This window comes from Psychrobacter sp. PSP (genome assembly GCF_024085615.1).
Taxonomy (GTDB): Bacteria; Pseudomonadota; Gammaproteobacteria; order Pseudomonadales; family Moraxellaceae; genus Psychrobacter; species Psychrobacter pacificensis.
Genome location: NZ_JABLTF010000006.1, coordinates 97,891 through 117,096 on the forward strand (window position 1 = coordinate 97,891; position 19,206 = coordinate 117,096).

Sequence of the window (19,206 nt, forward strand, 5' to 3'; positions counted from 1 at the left end):
CACTTTTGGTGCAAAATCAGTAGGATTTGATGTGAAATCAATGGTATTTAAAAAAATATCATCCATTTATACCACTATCTTTTCCAACAGGTACAAAAAAACCAGCCAAAATTCACTTGACTGGTTCTTTTTTATCGAATTAACTTAACGGACTAATTCGTTATTAGCAGCTGTAGTACATGTCAAACTCGACAGGGTGTACAGTCACGTTTAGGCGTTGTACTTCTTCTTCTTTCAATGCAATAAACGCTTCTAGCATGTCTTTAGTGAACACATCGCCTTTTAACAAGAAGTCATGGTCATCTTTTAGTGCTTGTAGCGCAACATCTAGACTCTCTGCAACCGTTGGGATTTGCGCTTCTTCTTCTGGTGGCAAGTCATATAAGTTCTTGTCAGCCGCTTCACCTGGGTGCATCTTGTTCTGGATACCGTCAAGGCCTGCCATCAATAGCGCAGCAAATGCCAAGTATGGGTTCGCCGTTGGATCAGGGAAGCGCGCTTCGATACGTACCGCTTTCGGGCTGCTCACATGTGGCACACGAATAGACGCCGAGCGGTTAGACGCTGAATAAGCAAGCTTGATAGGTGCTTCATAATGCGGTACAAGACGCTTATAGCTGTTCGTTGATGGGTTGGTAATCGCATTCAGCGCACGAGCATGCTTGATGATACCACCGATGAAGTACAATGCGGTCTCAGACAAACCAGCATACTCATCACCAGAGAACGTGTTTACGCCGTCCTTTGAGATTGACATATGCACGTGCATACCTGAACCGTTGTCACCAACGATTGGTTTTGGCATAAAGGTCGCTGTTTTACCAAACTGGTGCGCCACGTTATGGACAACATATTTCAATTGCTGAACTTCATCCGCTTTACGTACCATCGTGTTGAATGCAACACCAATCTCAGACTGGCAAGAAGCCACTTCGTGATGATGAACTTCTACGCGGCCTTCACCAACGATTTCTTCGATGCGTTCACACATGACAGAACGCATATCGTGTGAGCTATCGATTGGTGGTACTGGGAAGTAACCGCCTTTGACGCGTGGACGGTGAGCCATGTTGCCCCACTCATAAGTCTCATTAGTTGACCAAGCCGCTTCTTCAGCCGTGATCTTGTGGCTGACGCCAGACATGTCAACTGACCATTTTACATCGTCAAATACAAAGAACTCAGGCTCAGGACCGAAGTAAGCCGTGTCACCGATACCAGTCGACTTCAAGTACTCTTCAGCGCGGCGTGCGATAGAGCGTGGGTCACGATCATAGCCTTGTAGTGTTGATGGCTCGATAATATCGCAAGTCACGACCACAGTAACCGCATCAAAGAACGGATCAACGAACGCCGTTTCTGGATCAGGACGCAAGATCATATCAGACGCTTCGATACCCTTCCAACCAGCGATAGATGAGCCGTCAAACATTTTGCCATCTTCCATGACATCTTCATCGACAGTCGATGCTGGGAAACTGATGTGCTGCTCTTTACCGCGCGTATCAGTGAAGCGAAAGTCAACCCATTTAGCATTAGAGGATTGAATAAGATCTAATAATTTGTTCGACATACATAATCTCCGTTGTGTTGGTCACGTTATTGCAATTTAAAATTGTTGGTGCCATTTCTTGTGCAAGAATTCCAGATGTCCTTCCAATACCAAACAGCGCATTCGATATTATGCTTATTATCAGCACTATTTGTCGGATTAGTCAAGACACTCACCTAAGACGCTTTCTTAATTAGCCCAATAGTCATCTCAATGGTCTACAAACATCTTAAGTCAATTCTCATATCATTCTAGCAATATATAACTCGTCATGCTGAACTCTTCTGGCACTTATGAATAATTATTTTTAGACCCGTTTTTATGGTCATCAATAATCATACCAACTTCAATGCAAAGGCTATGCCAATATCTCAAATAAATTACTATTTACCTCACTTAAAACAATATTTTACAATAATTACAGTGACTTACGCCAAATAATTTTTATATAAAAATATATTTTTGCTAACAACCTTTATGTTGAGAGGTTATTCGACGCACTAGTTGTGATAATTTTGCACTATATTGGTGCTAAGAAAATCTTATAATTATTATATTGTTCTTTTACGGTGCAATAATAAAATATCGATTTGCTGATTTTTCTCTGCTCGTGAAATCATTATGATGAGAGAAAACTATTTTTATGTAATGCTTATTTAGCTAGCCCATGCTCTGCATTTGATAGAGGACAAAATAGTGGTAAGATAACCGCGCGCCATAATGCCCTCTGTCGTTATCATAGCTGCTTTTGTTTGGTAACTAAAGCCTTGAACAACGGTAGGCGTATATCCCATATTACAAACAGAATAAAACTGATAAGTTGAAACCTTCATGATTTTGATGATCGATAATTACGACAGCTTTACGTACAATATCGTACAATATTTTGGTGAATTGCAGCAGGACATCACCGTTTGGCGTAATGATCAAGTTACTATCGAGCAGATTCGAACGTTAGCACCGGACGTGATTGTTATTGGCCCAGGTCCATGCGACCCTGATCGTGCGGGTGTTTCGCTCGAAGTTATCGAGACATTCAAAGGCATTATTCCGATACTTGGTATTTGTTTGGGTCATCAAGCGATTGGGCAGGCGTTTGGTGGACAAGTCGTCAAAGCGGGCGAAGTTATGCACGGACGGTTATCAGCCGTCTATCATAATGACCAAGGCGTATTTGCCGGACTACCAAACCCATCGCAAGTCACACGCTATCATTCACTTGTCATTGATAGGCATACCCTGCCAGATTGCTTTGAGCTGACCGCATGGACGCAGAACGTTGATGGTAGTATTGAAGAGATCATGGGTATTCGCCACAAGTCACTTGCCATAGAAGGCGTCCAGTTTCACCCTGAGTCCATTTTGAGCGAAGCAGGTTATCAACTACTTAATAACTTTTTACACACTTATGGCTTGGCAAAACTAGCATCAGATGCGCTACCACAGGTAGGCTAGTTTTGACTTAAGAACCTGCTTTCATTACTCTATCTCAAATCATAGATAGATTCACATAAAAAATAGATTCACATAAAAAACAATCATAAGCGAGATCATCATGAGTACGACAAAAACAGAAGAAGCTCACACGCCAGAGGATATTGCAAAACTGTCTGATGCCCAAATACATCAATTATTGACGACGGCTTTGAGTAGAATCTTTCAGCACATCGATTTGACCTTTGATGAGATGTATCAAGTGATGCTGATCATCATGCAAGGTAGATGTAGCGACGCGATGATGGGCGCTATCTTGACAGGTCTACGTATGAAAGGTGAATCTATCGATGAGATCACCGCATCAGCCAGTGCGATGCGTGCGCTGGCTGCCAATATTGAGCCAAAAAACTGCGACTATTTGGTCGACATCGTTGGTACTGGCGGTGATGGTGCCAACTTATTTAACGTATCGACTGCATCGGCATTCGTTGTCGCGGCGGCTGGCGCACAAGTTGCCAAGCATGGTAATCGTGGTGTCTCAACCAGATCTGGTAGCTCAGATTTGCTTGAGCAAGCAGGCATCAGTCTTGCGCTGACTCCAGAACAAGCAAAAGATTGTATCGAGAATGAAGGGGTTGGATTTTTGTTTGCGCCCAACCATCACAGCGCCATGCGTTATGCCAATCCTGTACGTCGTGAGCTAAAAGCGCGTACCATCTTTAATATTTTAGGCCCATTAACCAACCCTGCTGGTACGCCCAATTTAGTTATTGGTGTCTTTACCGCGCAGCTGTGTGAGCCAATTGCCAAAGTCATGAAAAACCTAGGCGCACGGCATGTCATGGTCGTCGGCGCAAAAGATGGTTTGGATGAAATCAGTCTAGCAACCTCGACCACAGTTGCTGAACTAAAAGATGGTGAAATATCCGTTTATGAGATGATGCCAGAAGATGCAGGTATCGAATCGCAAACCCTGATTGGTCTCGATGTCGACTCTCCTGAACAAAGCCTTGCACTGATCCGCGCTGCTCTATCTGGTGCTGATACCCATGACCGTGCTGTACTTAAAGCCCGCGATATGATTGCTTTGAACGCAGGTGCGGCAATATATACCGCCGGACTTGCCAGCAACTATCCTAATGGCGTTAGCCGAGCTCAAAAAATTATCCAAAATGGTGATGCTTTACTCAAGCTTGAGTCTTTGGCCAAATACACGCAGCAGCTAGTGATTGAGGGTTGATTTATACGCACCAATACAGTGCAAAACTATATATCACTACCTATTTACCTTTAACAATATTCGGATAACAGCATGACCACAACTCATTCAGACATACCTTCGGTACTACAGCGCATTGTCGCAACCAAAGTAGAAGAAGTAAAAGCAGCTCGCGCGGCGCTATCCCTTGCAGACTTAAAAGCGCAAGTCGCAGCTGCTAACAAACCGCGCCGAGGTTTTGCTGCTGCCCTACGTGCTGCTAGCCCTGAAAATAATGGTGTTGGCATTATTGCTGAAATCAAAAAAGCCTCGCCATCTAAAGGCGTTATCAATCATAATTTTACCCCTGCTCTATTTGCGCAGCAGTACGAGCAAGCGGGTGCCAGCTGTCTATCAGTGTTGACTGATCGCGATTATTTTCAGGGCGATGATACGTACCTTATTCAAGCGGCAAATGTCTCAAGCTTACCAATACTTCGCAAAGATTTTATGATTGATGTCTATCAGATATATCAATCTTACTTAATGGGTGCTGACTGCATCTTACTCATCATGGCCTGCCTAGATGACACACAAGTACAAGAGTTGCACGCGCTCAGTATTGAGCTTGGTATGGATGTGTTGATAGAAGTGCATACACAGTCTGAGCTTGATCGGGCGCTACAGCTACCACGCTCAGCGCACAATATTTACGGTATTAACAATCGTGATTTAAACACGTTTGATGTGGACCTACAAACCACGCTCGATTTGAAAAATATCTTAATCGAAGCACTCTCTGCTGATGCTGATAATGCCGATCAAAAACCACTGATCGTGACCGAGAGCGGCATTCATAGCAGGGATGATATTCGGCTTATGCTAAGTCATGATATTCAGCACTTTTTAATCGGTGAACAATTTATGAAAACCGATCATCCGGGACAAGCGTTACAATCCTTACTTGCGGGCGTCGCAGTAGACGAGTAAAGTAACTCAATAGTTCAAGCCTCAATAGAATCAGATAGCTTGAATAAAATATTTACCCTATAAATGACTCAACTTTTCATTCATCAACCAACGATACGTTAACTTTTATGTCAAACTCTCTGTTTTCAAAAGAAATGCAAGACCAACTTAAAGAATTAAAAGGCCAATTGAGTAAAGGCCGTGATACCAACTCACCTGAAGGTGAAAACCAAAAGCCCACTGAGCCTGTTACTTTGCCAACGCAAAAGCAAGTGAAAAAGACCGTCAAGCAGCTAGACAGTGAACATGTTGACGATGACAAAGTACTGTTCATGCAAGCTATGCATGGTGTCATTCAGCTAGAAGACAAAAACGTACGCTCACCTACTAGCACGGCAAGAGTAGGCAAACCTGATGCCGCAACACTATCAAAACGTGCGGCCGCTCAAGGCAGTGAAGCCAGCGATTTAGGCGCAGGCTTGTCAGACATGCAAGCCCTACTGAACCCTGTCGCCGCTGAAGCTTACCTGTCATATAAGCAGCCAACCTTGCAAAACAAAATCTTTGACCAGCTCAAAAAAGGCAAGCTGCGTTGGTACGATGCGGTAGACATCCATGGCTGTACGATAGAAGAAGCACGTGACGCCATGACTCAGCTACTGAGTCAAGCGAAGCAAAAAAATGAAACCATGGTAAAAATCGTCCACGGTAAAGGTAGCGAAGCAATTCTAAAAACCTGTGTCAATGGTTGGTTACGTCAATTGCCAGAAGTATTGGCATTTTGCTCTGCACCGCCAAAAGACGGTGGCAATGGCGCGGTATTGGTACTGCTCAAAAAGCCTAAAACAGATGGCGAATAGAAGTCATCGCTTATGATAACTCTATTAAATAAAAAAGGACTGCTTACTTGCAGTCCTTTTTTTATCGATTATCCACCTGTCAATCCTTAACGATTATTCCTTTGATATTCACCTATCAGCCTTTACTATTGAATTATCCACTCACTATTTAACTACCAAAGTGACATCAATATGAGCATACAAACCATTGAGACACCCCAAGAGCTATCCGAAAACATCAGCGCATTGATTGCAATTGAGCCAAAATTCGCGGCTATCTACGAGCAAGTTGGTCTACCTGATCTTAGGCACAATGCAGGTGGGTTTGAGCAATTAATGAGAGCAATGGTCGGTCAGCAGTTGTCTGTTGCGGCGGCGGCAAGTATCTGGAAGCGGTTGGTTGATGCTGCGTTGACAACGCCGTATAAAATCGGTGAAGCAACTGACGAGGCTTTAAAAGCTCAGGGATTGTCTAAGCAAAAAACTCGCTATATCCGCTCCTTAGTGGATCATAATATCGATTTTGCAGCTTTAGAAAATATGCCTAATGAAGACGCCATCAAAACGCTTACGGCGGTCACTGGTATCGGACGCTGGACCGCTGAGATGTACCTGCTCTTTTCTTTAAAACGCGCAGATGTGCTTGCTGTTGACGACTTGGCCATCAAGGTTGCGGCGATGGAGTTATTAGGCTTAGCAGAACGACCAACACCCAAGCAGCTTAACAACCTCACTCAGCACTGGTCACCGTATCGCAGCGCTGCCAGCTTACTGCTCTGGTCATACTACGGCTTATTACGCAATAAAACCGCAGTACCTTTATAGCTGACCGTGTAGAATAATTGCCTATATGGAAAAATCACTTCTAAGGCTGATTCCATATAGACAAGCTAAATTTGTTTTTAGTATGCTTAAATTTGCTTTTTCTTAGCATACGACTTTTGTGTTTGAGCGCTTTGAGCGCACCCTTTCTACTGACAGTTGCCATAGATGACTTTTGGTTATTTGCCATATCATCGTTAGCATTGTCGGTGTCTTTGTTGATAGTCACATCATCAGAATTATTATCATCATTGTCTTCTAAACTGACATTTGTTTCATTGCTATTCGTATCGCTATGGTCTTCTGAGGCGTCATCCTCTGTTTTAACAATATTGTTTTCCATATGATGTTCAAGCTCCGCTTGATTGACAATCAGCTGCTGGGTTGGCAATGCATGTTCGACATCATATTTTGCGACTTGGTTTAATACATCAACGAACACCACGTTTTGCTTATCATAAAACTCCATCACATCATTGGCATTGATATATGCCTGTAGCTGAATGACGTAGCAGTCTTGGCGTAGCTCTAAAATATTAACTTGATTCCACTCTTGGTTGGTCATCTCATGCTCTTTTAAAAACTCATCTAAGTCTTTGACCATCTTGAAGACCACATCGATATCCGCAGTACGCTTCAGATACAACTGATGAAAGAAGCGGAACATATCACGCGAGGTAAAGTTTTCAATCTGCATCGATGAAAAATCACCGTTTGGCACCGTGACAACGGTCCGTGTCAATGTGCGCACACGTGATGAGCGAATACCGATGTCAATAACAGTACCTTCATAAGTGCCAAATTTGCAATAATCACCGATACGTACTGGTGAATCCGCGACGACTACGACACTACCAACAAGGTTTTCAATGGTCTTTTGTGCACCAAGTGCCAATGCCAAACCACCCACACCCAGTGCAGCAATACCTGTGGTTAAGTCAAAACCCAAATTACCAAAAATGACAATGACCGCAAATATTAAGAGTAGCGCTTTGACGACTTTTCGGAGCAGTCCCAAGATTGAGACACGCTCAGTATAGTTTTTCTTATAGCTTAGGTTGACCGCTCGAGTAAATATGGCATCAATAACTCGTAATAGCAGCCAAGTTAGCGCAAGCCAAGAAGCAATATCAGTAAAGCGATTGACTGGTTCGCGCAGCGTGACGGACACACCTGCATAGACCATCACTTCAGATAAGATCAGCGCCATAATGACCACAGAAAGCGGCAGTATCACTTTGTCAGGTAATGGCAAAGGCACGCCGCGCACACGAGGATAAACAATCCTCAATAGATGGTATAACAGCCATACTGCGATATAAGTGAGGACAAAGCTACTCACAATCATGGATAGCGCAGCAACCAAATCAGCCAGCTGATAACCAAAGAGCTTTTTGCCATCTAATGAATCCACCGTGTAGCGCGATACCAAGGTCGGCTCTGAGTTTTCTATCACTTCCGGTATAGAACTCAGCGTCTCACTCGAGAACTGCCAATACTGCTCGTTCTCCTTGGAGACCACTCTTTCTAGTAACAACGACACACTTTTTTCACCGATGTTAATCACACCGACATTTTCTTGACTTGGTGGTAGTTGATCGGTGAGATTGCCCTCAGGGGTATTACTGATTTGCAAATCAGGTTGGAATCGCCCACCCGCATCAAGCGCTTGTTTAAACTGACGTACGACAGTCGTTGGGTTATCGGACTTGGATAAATTTAGATAGTTACTTGCCAGCAAGTAGTCGTTTTCGCTCAGCGCACTGATAAAACCCTGTACAGTATGACGCGGTGTATCTCGCCCAAATGAATCAGGTAAAGGTGTAGCTACCGTCTCCTCACTACTATCACCATTCACGCCAAGCGCGCCCGCATCCACAGCAAAAGCAGTATGCGGCACCACCATACTCAACACGGCAGCCAGCACCAGCGCTATGACTATAGAGGATATTTTGATGATGGAATTTAGGAGAGAGGACGCGGTACTGGGAGTCAGATTATGCTGAGTAGACAAAACAAACCTCTTAACTTTATGAGTGGCACAATGAAGAACACATAATATCGGCACTATGATAACAATTATTTATAACAGCAGTGCTTTTGATTATAGGTTTTTGTCGCTAACTGTGTGAGTCAGTTGTTTTTAGCGCTCTGTGCAATCCATTCCGCTTACTAAAATAATAGGCGTTAATAAAAAAGTAGCTCTCTAATTAATAATCAGCATCTCATCATGAATTATATTCATCCTACCGTGAAGAAACATTAGGTTAAAGTGGTTTATAAAGGCGGAACTTTTGTAGATAATGAGCGCAGTTTTGCTTATATACTGTTTTTTGTAACTTTTGACACCTTTTACGTCTTAATAGTTATTTTTTATGTCTGTATTTTTTAATTTGATTATTTTGGAATTGACCATGTCTTTATCACGTTCATCTTCACGTACCTATCTTCGCCTAAGTATCTTAAGCACGCTTGGTTTATTTGCAGTCAACACAGCAATGGCGGCGACCCCTGAGATAATCAATACTAACGATAGCGAGATGCCCCAAGTTGAGCTTGACAAAATTGTCGTAACAGCCACGCGTACGCCTACCAAAACCAGTAATGTGATTGCACAAACTCGCGTGATTGATAAGGAAGAGCTACAGCGTTATCAAGGTCAGACGGCACTTGACGTTTTAAAACGTCAGCCAGGGTTCAGTCATTACACCAATGGCGGCTCAGGGACTACCTCAAATTTTTATATGCGCGGTTATGATAATAAACAAATATTAGTACTTATTGATGGTATACGGTATAGCTCGTTAAGTGCGGGCGGCGCCGCGTTAAACTTGCTACCTGCTGATCAAATTGATCGAATTGAAGTTCTCTATGGAGCATCAGGTTCTAGCATCTACGGTGCGGATGCGATGGGCGGTGTCATTCAAGTATTCACTAAAGGCGGCAATATAAATCGAAGCAGTATGTCAGTTACCGCTGGTGTCGGCTCAAATGATCAATACTTATACGGTGCTAGCGCACAGTTCGCTAACGAGACTGGCACGACATTGAGTTTGTCAGCTAGTCACAATGAAGATGACGGCATTAGCGCCAAGCTGCCTAATGCAGTTGGTTATAATAAAGATGAAGATGGATTTGAAAGCGACAACGTAAGTATTGCTTTAAATCAACGTATTAATGATCAATGGTTGGCAGGCGCCAGTGCTTTGTACAGTAAATCCACTACCGATTTTGATGATGGTGATTATGAGAATGCTCATGCTGATCAAGAAAACGGTAGCGCTCAAGCATACGTAGATTGGCGTTATCTACCAGGCTCTTCACTTAAATTACAGTATGGTCACTCAATTGATAAAAGTGACTCTTCTAGCGAATACGGTGGAGTGTTTGACAGCAAACAAGATCAAATCAGCTTAGTAGGTCAACATCAACTTGCGGTCGGCCAAGGCGTTTACGGCGTTGAGTACCTAAATCAAAGCCTAGATAGTAGTGAATATGACATTGATGATCGCGATGTGACCAGTACCTTTTTAGGCTATGTTTTGGCAACTAACCAGTTCGATGCCCAAGCTAATATACGTTTTGATGACAACTCACAATATGGTGATGAAACCACTTATAATTTCGGCGGCGCCTACCATATTAACCCTGAATGGCGTATTGGTACCAGCTACGCAAAAGGGTTCCGCGCACCTACGTTCAATGATATATACCCTGGATATGGTGGCAACCCTGATCTACAGCCGGAAACCAGCGACAACTATGAAGCCTTTGTTGAATACAGCACACCATTACAAGCTACACGGCTGACTGGCTATTATAATGATGTTGATGATCTAATTTCGTTTCCAGAAGGCACAGCTGTCAATGTAGATAAAGCTGAAATTAGAGGTGTATCATTAACATCTGATTGGGTTATTGATAGCTATTTATTTGGTGGTAGCTATGACTATCAAGATGCTAAAGATAAGAGTGACTATACTGGCAGAGTAGATTTTAGTCAGAATGCCATAGATTACAGTGGTAACCACCTTCCTTATCGTCCTGAACATAAAGGATTAGTCTACATAGGCTACCGTTTACCAAGTTTAGATATACGCGCTGAATATCAGTATGTGGGAGACTATTACAGCAGAATTACCAATACTGACGCTCAATTTGTAGACAATTATGGATTGCTGAACATCAGTGGTAACTATAAGCTTACTGATAACTTGTCTATGACGGCACGCTTAAACAACATCACTAACGAAGATTATATAACAGATATTGGCTATAATACTGACGGTACTAACTTTTTCACCTCTTTAACCTATAACTGGTTCTAAGCCTGTCTAGCAGTATAAAAATCCTATCATTATCAAAATAAATTAAGGTCATCAATCGATGGCCTTTTTTTGTATGAGTAAATACTCCAAACGCTTACTATTTATATCAAGCAAAAGGTGACAATTAACCACTCATCTATTACAATAACGACCTCCGAGAGGTGTTGCGCCATAACAGTGATTTACCGCATTAACATTCTATCGTTATGCAGTCACAGGTTATGTTAGGCTCGGTTAACTGTTGGCTACCTATTCTTGGTCATCAACAGCGCAAACAACGGCACCTGCGTTTTTATTCTTTTTATCATTCGTTAACCACTGATAGGAGCATATTATGGACGCAGTGTCTACTACACCCTCTGCCCATACGATCGATCCCTCTTTTACTGACTATAAAGTCGCTGACATCAGCCTTGCTGATTATGGCCGCCGTGAAATTACCCTTGCCGAAGCTGAAATGCCTGCCCTAATGGGCTTGCGTCGTCGCTACGAAGCAGACCAGCCGCTAAAAGGCGCGAAAATCGCTGGCTGTATCCACATGACTATTCAGACTGCTGTCCTCATCGAGACACTAGTCGCACTAGGTGCGGAAGTCCGCTGGACCTCATGTAATATCTTTTCGACCCAAGACCATGCTGCTGCTGCGATTGCTGCTGCTGGCATCCCTGTTTATGCGTGGAAAGGCGAAACAGAAGAAGAGTACGAATGGTGCCTACGCCAGCAAGTACACGTTGGCGGCGAAGCCTCAGGTCAGCTGTGGGATGCCAACTTAATCTTAGATGATGGCGGTGATTTGACAGCTCTTGTTCACAATGACTATCCGCAAATGCTCGATATTATCCATGGTATCTCAGAAGAGACCACCACTGGTGTACACCGTTTGGTTGAGATGTTGAATAAAGGTACATTAAAGGTGCCTGCCATCAACGTCAACGATGCAGTTACCAAGTCTAAAAATGACAACAAATACGGTTGCCGTCATAGCTTAAACGATGCTATCAAACGTGCTACCGATATGTTCCTTGCTGGTCGCCGCGCTTTGGTTATCGGTTACGGCGATGTAGGTAAAGGTTCTACGCAAAGCTTACGCCAAGAAGGCATGATCGTACGTGTGTCAGAAGTGGATCCTATCTGTGCCATGCAGGCATGTATGGATGGCTTCGAAGTATTATCACCATACATTGACGGTGACAACACTGGCGGCGCGGACAATATCAATAAACGCTTGCTTGAAGACACAGACTTGATTGTCACCACGACTGGTAACTATCACGTTTGTGACCGTCATATGCTAGCTGCTCTTAAGCCTGGTGCGGTTGTATGTAACATTGGTCACTTTGATACCGAGATTGATACTCAGTTTATGCGTGATAACTGGCGCTGGGTTGAGATCAAGCCACAGGTGCATCAAGTATTCCGCTCAGACGATGAAAACGATTATTTGATCTTGCTTGCTGAAGGTCGTCTAGTGAACTTAGGTAATGCTACTGGTCACCCATCACGCGTCATGGACGGCTCATTTGCCAACCAAGTATTGGCTCAAATGTATCTGTTCGAAGAAAAGTTCGCTGATCTGCCGACTGATGAGCGCTTTGATAACTTATACGTAAAAGTATTGCCTAAGAAGTTGGACGAAGAAGTGGCCGCTGCTATGGTTGCAGGCTTTAACGGTACATTGACTAAGCTGACCCAAAAGCAAGCTGAATATTTGGGTGTGCCTGTCGAAGGTCCATTCAAACCTGACACTTATAAATACTAAAAGGAGCCTGACTGTGAGTAAGCCTGCTTTCTCCTTTGAGTTCTTTCCTGCAAAAACTGAGCAAGGTCACGAAAAGCTTCTTAGCACTTATGATGAGCTAAATAAGTTGTCACCGGCGTATTTTTCGGTGACCTACGGTGCGGGCGGGTCAACTCGTAGCCGTACCTTAGACATCGTACAAGCACTAAGTGCGCGCAGTGAGACTGAAATTGCGCCGCATATGTCTTGTATCGGCGATGACAAAGCGCAAATCGCTGAGTTACTTGAGTTTTATAAAAGCCTAGGCATCAGACGTCTTGTCGCACTACGTGGCGATTTGCCATCCGGTCAGGTGGGTATGGGTGAGCTGCCATTTGCAGTAGATTTGGTCAAGTTCATTCGTGAGTACTCAGGCGATCACTTCCATATCGAAGTGGCGGCCTATCCTGAGATGCATCCACAAGCGCGTAGCTTTGAGTTTGATGTTGACAACTTGGTGAATAAGTACCGCGCTGGTGCCAATGCATCAATTACGCAGTTTTTCTACAATGCAGACAGCTATCTGTATTTGCGTGACACGTTAGAAAAACGCGGTATCGATACCATTGCCCAGCCATTGGTAGCTGGCATCATGCCGATCACCAACTCTAGTAACCTGATACGCTTTGCTGATAGCTGCGGCGCTGATATTCCGCGTTATGTGCGCAAGCAATTGGCGGATTTTGGCGATGACAGCAAATCTATTCGCGAGTTTGGTTTTGATGTGGTGTATCGCTTATGTGAGCGCTTAATGAGCGAAGGCGTGCCAGCCATGCATTTTTATAGCATGAACAAAGTTGAGCCAAATAAACGCTTGGTTGAAGCATTAGGACTTACTGTTTAATACTTGATAATCTTGATAATTAAACAAGTATATAATGAATTTATAACTAACTGGCGCTCTTCGGAGTGCCAGTTTTTTTATTGGAAAATTTTATCTACTGGACATTCATGTATCAAAAAACACATTTCATCTTAATGTATTTCTTAAATTTTTCTGACTATATGATAATGTCGTTTATCCGTTGAGCGCTGTTATCTGGCAGTAAGTATCATAAAAGGAATGCCTTTCGTGGCATCAAGTGATATTCTATTGGGTCAATAATAACCACTCACAATCAAATAATAGGAATAAGACCAAGTGCGACGTTTTTTTTATGCCATTAATAACGACAATATTGATGCTATGCCTTTACCTAAGTTGGGTGACCTACCTCTAGGGAGCCACGTTGAGTTGCCAGACAGCATCGTCCATCATTGGTGCCGAGTGCTGCGTGCAAATATCGGTGATCAAGGTATCTTGTTCGATGGATTTGGTGGTGAATATAAAGTAGAGCTAAAAGCAATCAGTAAAAAAAACGCGACGGCTACCCTCCTCACTCATCTAAAGGATGATCGTACGGCGCCTATTATTAGTAAAATCGGCTTAGTAATGAGTCGCGGCGAGCGTATGGATTATGCGGTACAAAAAGCAACCGAGCTTGGCGTCACGGCTATTCAACTGCTTAGTAGTCATCATGGCGAGGTCAATCTGAAACCTGCACAAATCGAGAAAAAACTGGCTCACTGGCAACAAGTCGCTATAGCAGCCTGCGAGCAATGCGGCCTGAATCGCCCACCTCTGATACTTGCCCCACTATCTATCAATGAATGGCTGAATCAACCTGCGTCTGATGCGTTGAATACAGCAACATTGGTCAGTCCTATCGTCTCTATACTCAGCCAAGACACTTATTATCAAGTGCTACGTAGCGCTGCAAATCTACGTATGCAGATGAGTGTGCCAGCAGCAGGACAACCTGCAAAACCCGAGAAACTGGCCTCAGTTCTCAAGCAAGAGTCTCCCTATATTGAACTATTGATTGGTCCTGAAGGAGGTCTCAGTGACGATGAATGTCAAAAAGCCGAATCTGTAGGTTTTATGCCTTGGCAAATTGGCAGTAGGGTATTACGTACAGAGACAGCACCCGTGGTTGCATTGACTACTTTACTCGCTTTGTATGGTTAAAATCAGTATTATTAATGAGATTTACTATCATTTATAGACACTTTAAAATAGAACTTTTGTTTTATACTCTGTAGAATCAAAAGTGATCTTAGTTTTAATTTAGTAAATTGAATCACAGTACTTATTTTTTATAAGCCTTTATTTTTTGTGAAACATTATTATGAGCAACTTTGACCCCATTCCAGTATCGATTAAACAGCGACTCATGGCCCAACTGTGTGAGCAGATCGAAGATGCTATTTTTGTGCTAGACAGTAATTTACGCTATCTATCTGTCAATGCCAGCTATGAGCTTATGATTGGCTATAAAGAATCCTTTTTGGTCGGTCGTCCACTCGGTATTTACGCGGCTGAATTTTTGTCAGAAGAAGAGCAGCTTATCCTAAAAGAGATTAAGGATAATTTAAGAGAGTCAGGTTTCTACAAGTTGGATTTTTCCATGGCCAATCGCTATGGTGAGACGATCGATTGCCAAATCACCTATCGTAAAATTTGTATCGACCAAACGGTGTTTCATGTAGGTATGCTACGTGACATGTCTGCCGTCGTTAAAGACAAAAAGCAGGTTGCTCATTTACTCAACTACGATCAACTCACTGGATTGCCCAATCGCAAAGTGTTTTTGAGTCAGGCCAGTGACGTTTTATTAGACACCTATCAAGAAGTTGTGATTGTACGTCTCAATATAGACCGCTATCGCAATCTGGCAAGCTTGCTGGGATCTGAGGGAATAAACACTTTAATACAGAAGTTTGTGAAACGTATCAAAGAGCTCCATTTAGAGCATTTACGCTGCTTTTCCCACTTTGGCGGGGATGACTTTGCGTTATTGTTTGAGTGTCAAGATGGCAATATGGTACGTCATCAATTAGATACGCTCATGCAGATGTGCGAGATACCCTTCACAATGAATGGAAACGCGGCCACAAATTCAAATATCTACTGCCATATTTCTGTAGGCGTCAGTTACTTTCCCAAAAATGATGCTCAGGTAACAGGACTGTTGAGCAAAGCAGAAAAAGCCTTACAGTATGTCAAACAACACGGCGGCGATGATATCCGTTGGTATGACAAAACGATTGAGGAAGCCACTTCAGGTAGCCTACAGTTAGAAGCCGATCTGAGAGCAGCATCGGCTGAAGGACAGTTCATACCGTATTATCAACCAAAATTCTTATTGGATACGGGGATTATCACAGGGTTTGAAGCCCTAGTTCGCTGGCAACATCCCACTCGCGGTCTACTAAAACCAAAACATTTTATCGATGCTATTTTGACCCATAAGCTCTCGTTTGAGCTGTTTTCACAGATGGCTAACAAGATTGCCAAGCAGTTATCTGAATGGCAACAGCAAGGGTTTTGTCAGCATATCTGCATCAATGCCGATGCGGCCGAATTTAGTCATCCTGAATTTTTTGACATGGTGAGCGGCCTATTGGTAGAGCACAATATTGCGGCGTGTCAGTTGCATATCGAAGTGACTGAATCCTCTTTGATTCAGCGCCATGATGATGTCAGAAAACAACTCAACTCTCTCAAAGAATTGGGCGTCCGTCTTGCCTTAGATGATTTTGGTACGGGCTATGCATCCTTGAGTTATCTGCAAGACTACCCCTTTGACTTTATCAAAATTGATAAAAGTTTTATCTCAAAAATTGATACCGACCGTACTCAGCATGCCATTGTAAAAGCCATTCTAGACTTGGCAGATGCTCTAAACATGCATGTGGTGGCAGAAGGTATAGAAACCGAACAGCAGCGCGATGTGTTGCTCGATATGGGCTGCAAAAATGGACAAGGCTATTGGTTTGGCAAACCTGTGCCCGCTGATGTGGCCACTGAGATGCTGGTCAAACAGTATGCCACCGAATAGCTCTTGTTTTCTGGGTATCATAAAACCGTTTATTGGCGACTTTGACTCTAAAGCGGTTTTTCTTTATGTGAACGTTATTTTTATGATGAAAATTGGCTGATATAACTCTGAATCTTTGATCTGTCCTATTGTATATCGGTCAATGTTTCATAGGGTTATTAATGATTCAGATTGAGGCCTAACGTTGATTGCACAATCGATGCAAGACAGGTTCATGACTTATCAGTGCTTTCACCAAACTTGTATAATCGCTAATGAAAGCCTATCTTTTATAGTGAATTTGTTAGAGCACATTTAATCTTTCTTTGACTCTGACAATCACCACTCTTTTCAACACTATTTTATGTAATCGATAGCATGGTTGACCTGCTTCACTGTTTATCATTTATTTAGATTTCCAGACTGGCTAGGTAAGAATAACGCACTAGAGGATAGTGCGGCCATATGCTCATTGTTGGCTATGATCGGTTACATTCTAAAAAGGACAGGAAGTTATGCAATACAAAGCGCCCTTACGTGATATTCAGTTCGTGATGCATGAACTACTCGATAGTGAAAGCCACTACAAAACATTACCAGCGTTCCAAGAAGCTGACCGCGAGCTAATGGACAGCCTATTTGAAATGGCTGCAAGCTTTGCTGAAAACGAGTTGTCACCACTGAACCAAAGCGGCGATGCAGAAGGCTGTAAGTTTGACAATGGTAAGGTCACCACGCCAAAAGGCTTTAAAGAAGCTTATAAGCAGTACTGTGAGCTTGGCTTCCCTGCTTTATCTGCTGAAGAAGAGTTTGGTGGTCAAAACATGCCGTTCTCACTATCAACGGTCATCAATGAGATGGTCGGTACGGCTAACTGGTCATTTTCTATGTATCCTGGCCTATCGCATGGCGCAATTCAAACCATCGAGCACCATGGCACTGATGAGCAAAAACAAACTTACCTAGAAAAAATGGTCACCGGCGAATGGTCAGGCACCATGTGCTTGACAGAAGCCCACGCAGGCTCTGACTTGGGTATTATCCGTACCAAAGCTGAGCCAAATGATGACGGTACTTATAGCATCACCGGTCAAAAAATCTTCATCTCAGCAGGCGAGCACGACCTCACCGACAACATCATTCATATCGTTCTAGCCCGTCTACCAGGCGCGCCTGCTGGCACCAAAGGCATCTCACTGTTTATCGTACCTAAAGTGTTGGTCAATGAAGACAACAGCCTTGGCGAAAACAACAACGTCGTCTGTGGCTCTATTGAGCACAAAATGGGTATCAAAGCCTCAGCGACTTGCGTGATGAACTTTGATGGTGCAAAAGGCTACTTGATTGGCCCAGAAAACCGCGGTTTACAGTGCATGTTTACCTTTATGAACGTCGCTCGTATCGGTACAGCAGTTCAAGGTTTGACTGCAGCAGAGTACGCGTTCCAAGGCTCATTGACTTACGCAAAAGACCGCCTAGCGATGCGCTCACTATCAGGTGCCAAAGCGCCAGAAAAAGTCGCTGACCCAATCATCGTTCATCCAGCCGTTCGCAACATGCTGTTGACCGAAAAAGCCTTTGCCGAAGGTGGTCGCGCATTGGTTTATTACCTCTCACACTTTGCCGATACCGTTGCCAAAGGCGAAGGCGATGACCTGAAGTTTGCTGACCAAATGCTGTCACTATTGACACCGATTGCTAAAGCTTTCTTGACTGAAACGGGGCTCGAAGCTGCCAATCACGGCGTCCAAGTGTATGGTGGTCATGGCTTTATCAGTGAATGGGGCATGGAGCAAAACGTCCGTGATACCCGTATTGCTTGCCTATACGAAGGCACCACTGAGATCCAAGCTCTTGATCTTCTTGGACGTAAAGTGCTGGGCTCGCAAGGCAAACTACTTGCAAACTTTGTCAAAATTATCCAGACGTTCTGCCAAGAGCACAAAGACAATGACGAGATGGGTCAGTTCATCCGCCCGCTTGCCAAACATGTCAAAGAATGGGGTGATCTAACATCACGTATTGGCATGCAAGCCACCGAAAACCCAGACGCTGTTGGCGCTGCCGCGGTTGATTACATGTACTTTAGTGGTTATGTAACTTTGGCTTATTTATGGGCGCGTATGGCATTGGTTGCTCAAACCGCTATTGCCGACGGCACTGGTGAAAAAGCATTCTATGATGCCAAGGTTAAAACGGCTCAGTTCTATTTCACTAAACTACTACCACGCACCACGACCTATGTACAGCGTATCAGCACAGGCGTTGAGCCATACATGAGCATGGATGTAGACCAGTTTGCTTTTTAATTAGCCCCAAATCCCTCTCATATCGTATTTTTATCGGCAACATACCAAGCTGTGTTGCCGATTTTTTTGGTATGGGTCTTACTATGCTGATTATGATCGTTGATAGCAACCAGTC

The 19,206-nt window shown here is 43.5% G+C and carries 13 protein-coding genes; 11 read left to right on the forward strand and 2 right to left on the reverse strand.

Translation table 11 applies throughout. The features are described 5' to 3' along the window. Positions 1-163 precede the first annotated feature (163 nt). Positions 164-1,573, reverse strand: a complete 1,410-nt coding sequence (glnA, locus tag HL061_RS01835) for a type I glutamate--ammonia ligase (protein WP_071001623.1) — start codon at positions 1,571-1,573, stop codon at positions 164-166. A gap of 810 nt (positions 1,574-2,383) precedes the next feature. Here glnA and HL061_RS01840 point away from each other — a divergent pair. From HL061_RS01840 to HL061_RS01860, 5 genes are all read left to right on the forward strand, one after another. Then, positions 2,384-3,007, forward strand: coding sequence for an aminodeoxychorismate/anthranilate synthase component II (locus HL061_RS01840; protein ID WP_071001624.1), 624 nt, complete (start codon positions 2,384-2,386; stop codon positions 3,005-3,007). A 100-nt stretch (positions 3,008-3,107) separates the two neighbouring features. Further along, entirely contained in the window at positions 3,108-4,229 is a 1,122-nt protein-coding gene (gene trpD, locus HL061_RS01845) for an anthranilate phosphoribosyltransferase (protein WP_071001625.1), read from the forward strand. A gap of 72 nt (positions 4,230-4,301) precedes the next feature. After that, positions 4,302-5,177: an indole-3-glycerol phosphate synthase TrpC gene (trpC, locus tag HL061_RS01850; protein ID WP_071001626.1), complete on the forward strand. Its 876-nt coding sequence runs from the start codon at positions 4,302-4,304 to the stop codon at positions 5,175-5,177. 107 nt (positions 5,178-5,284) lie between these two features. Next, entirely contained in the window at positions 5,285-6,016 is a 732-nt protein-coding gene (locus HL061_RS01855; RefSeq protein ID WP_071001627.1) for a Smr/MutS family protein, read from the forward strand. A 171-nt stretch (positions 6,017-6,187) separates the two neighbouring features. Continuing rightward, positions 6,188-6,820: a DNA-3-methyladenine glycosylase gene (locus HL061_RS01860; RefSeq protein WP_071001628.1), complete on the forward strand. Its 633-nt coding sequence runs from the start codon at positions 6,188-6,190 to the stop codon at positions 6,818-6,820. A 40-nt stretch (positions 6,821-6,860) separates the two neighbouring features. On the opposite strand, the gene HL061_RS01865 is transcribed toward HL061_RS01860, so the two are convergent. Continuing rightward, on the reverse strand, positions 6,861-8,831 hold the full coding sequence (locus HL061_RS01865) for a mechanosensitive ion channel family protein (RefSeq protein ID WP_071001629.1): 1,971 nt from the start codon (positions 8,829-8,831) through the stop codon (positions 6,861-6,863). Between the two features lie 400 nt (positions 8,832-9,231). Between HL061_RS01865 and HL061_RS01870 the strand changes: the two genes are divergently transcribed. The 6 genes from HL061_RS01870 (at position 9,232) to HL061_RS01895 (ending at position 19,091) form a co-directional block, all read left to right on the forward strand. After that, the gene (locus tag HL061_RS01870; protein WP_071003612.1) at positions 9,232-11,145 is read left to right on the forward strand and encodes a TonB-dependent receptor; all 1,914 of its coding nucleotides are present in this window, start codon (positions 9,232-9,234) and stop codon (positions 11,143-11,145) included. 334 nt (positions 11,146-11,479) lie between these two features. After that, the gene (ahcY, locus tag HL061_RS01875) at positions 11,480-12,904 is read left to right on the forward strand and encodes an adenosylhomocysteinase (protein WP_071001630.1); all 1,425 of its coding nucleotides are present in this window, start codon (positions 11,480-11,482) and stop codon (positions 12,902-12,904) included. Positions 12,905-12,917: 13 nt separating this feature from the next. Beyond that, complete coding sequence (gene metF / locus HL061_RS01880) at positions 12,918-13,766, forward strand: methylenetetrahydrofolate reductase [NAD(P)H] (RefSeq protein ID WP_071001631.1); 849 nt, start codon at positions 12,918-12,920, stop codon at positions 13,764-13,766. 297 nt (positions 13,767-14,063) lie between these two features. Further along, positions 14,064-14,930 (forward strand): 16S rRNA (uracil(1498)-N(3))-methyltransferase, encoded by an 867-nt coding sequence (locus tag HL061_RS01885; protein WP_071001632.1) that lies wholly within the window; start codon positions 14,064-14,066, stop codon positions 14,928-14,930. 160 nt (positions 14,931-15,090) lie between these two features. Then, entirely contained in the window at positions 15,091-16,803 is a 1,713-nt protein-coding gene (locus HL061_RS01890; RefSeq protein WP_071001633.1) for a GGDEF domain-containing phosphodiesterase, read from the forward strand. Positions 16,804-17,297: 494 nt separating this feature from the next. Beyond that, positions 17,298-19,091, forward strand: a complete 1,794-nt coding sequence (locus HL061_RS01895) for an acyl-CoA dehydrogenase C-terminal domain-containing protein (protein WP_071001634.1) — start codon at positions 17,298-17,300, stop codon at positions 19,089-19,091. Positions 19,092-19,206 lie beyond the last annotated feature (115 nt).

Coding starts and splice junctions, on each gene's coding strand:
- glnA (WP_071001623.1), bottom strand. CDS start 1,573: ATGTCGAACAAATTATTAGATCTTATTCAATCCTCTAATGCTAAATGG.
- HL061_RS01840 (WP_071001624.1), top strand. CDS start 2,384: ATGATTTTGATGATCGATAATTACGACAGCTTTACGTACAATATCGTA.
- trpD (WP_071001625.1), top strand. CDS start 3,108: ATGAGTACGACAAAAACAGAAGAAGCTCACACGCCAGAGGATATTGCA.
- trpC (WP_071001626.1), top strand. CDS start 4,302: ATGACCACAACTCATTCAGACATACCTTCGGTACTACAGCGCATTGTC.
- HL061_RS01855 (WP_071001627.1), top strand. CDS start 5,285: ATGTCAAACTCTCTGTTTTCAAAAGAAATGCAAGACCAACTTAAAGAA.
- HL061_RS01860 (WP_071001628.1), top strand. CDS start 6,188: ATGAGCATACAAACCATTGAGACACCCCAAGAGCTATCCGAAAACATC.
- HL061_RS01870 (WP_071003612.1), top strand. CDS start 9,232: ATGTCTTTATCACGTTCATCTTCACGTACCTATCTTCGCCTAAGTATC.
- ahcY (WP_071001630.1), top strand. CDS start 11,480: ATGGACGCAGTGTCTACTACACCCTCTGCCCATACGATCGATCCCTCT.
- HL061_RS01890 (WP_071001633.1), top strand. CDS start 15,091: ATGAGCAACTTTGACCCCATTCCAGTATCGATTAAACAGCGACTCATG.
- HL061_RS01895 (WP_071001634.1), top strand. CDS start 17,298: ATGCAATACAAAGCGCCCTTACGTGATATTCAGTTCGTGATGCATGAA.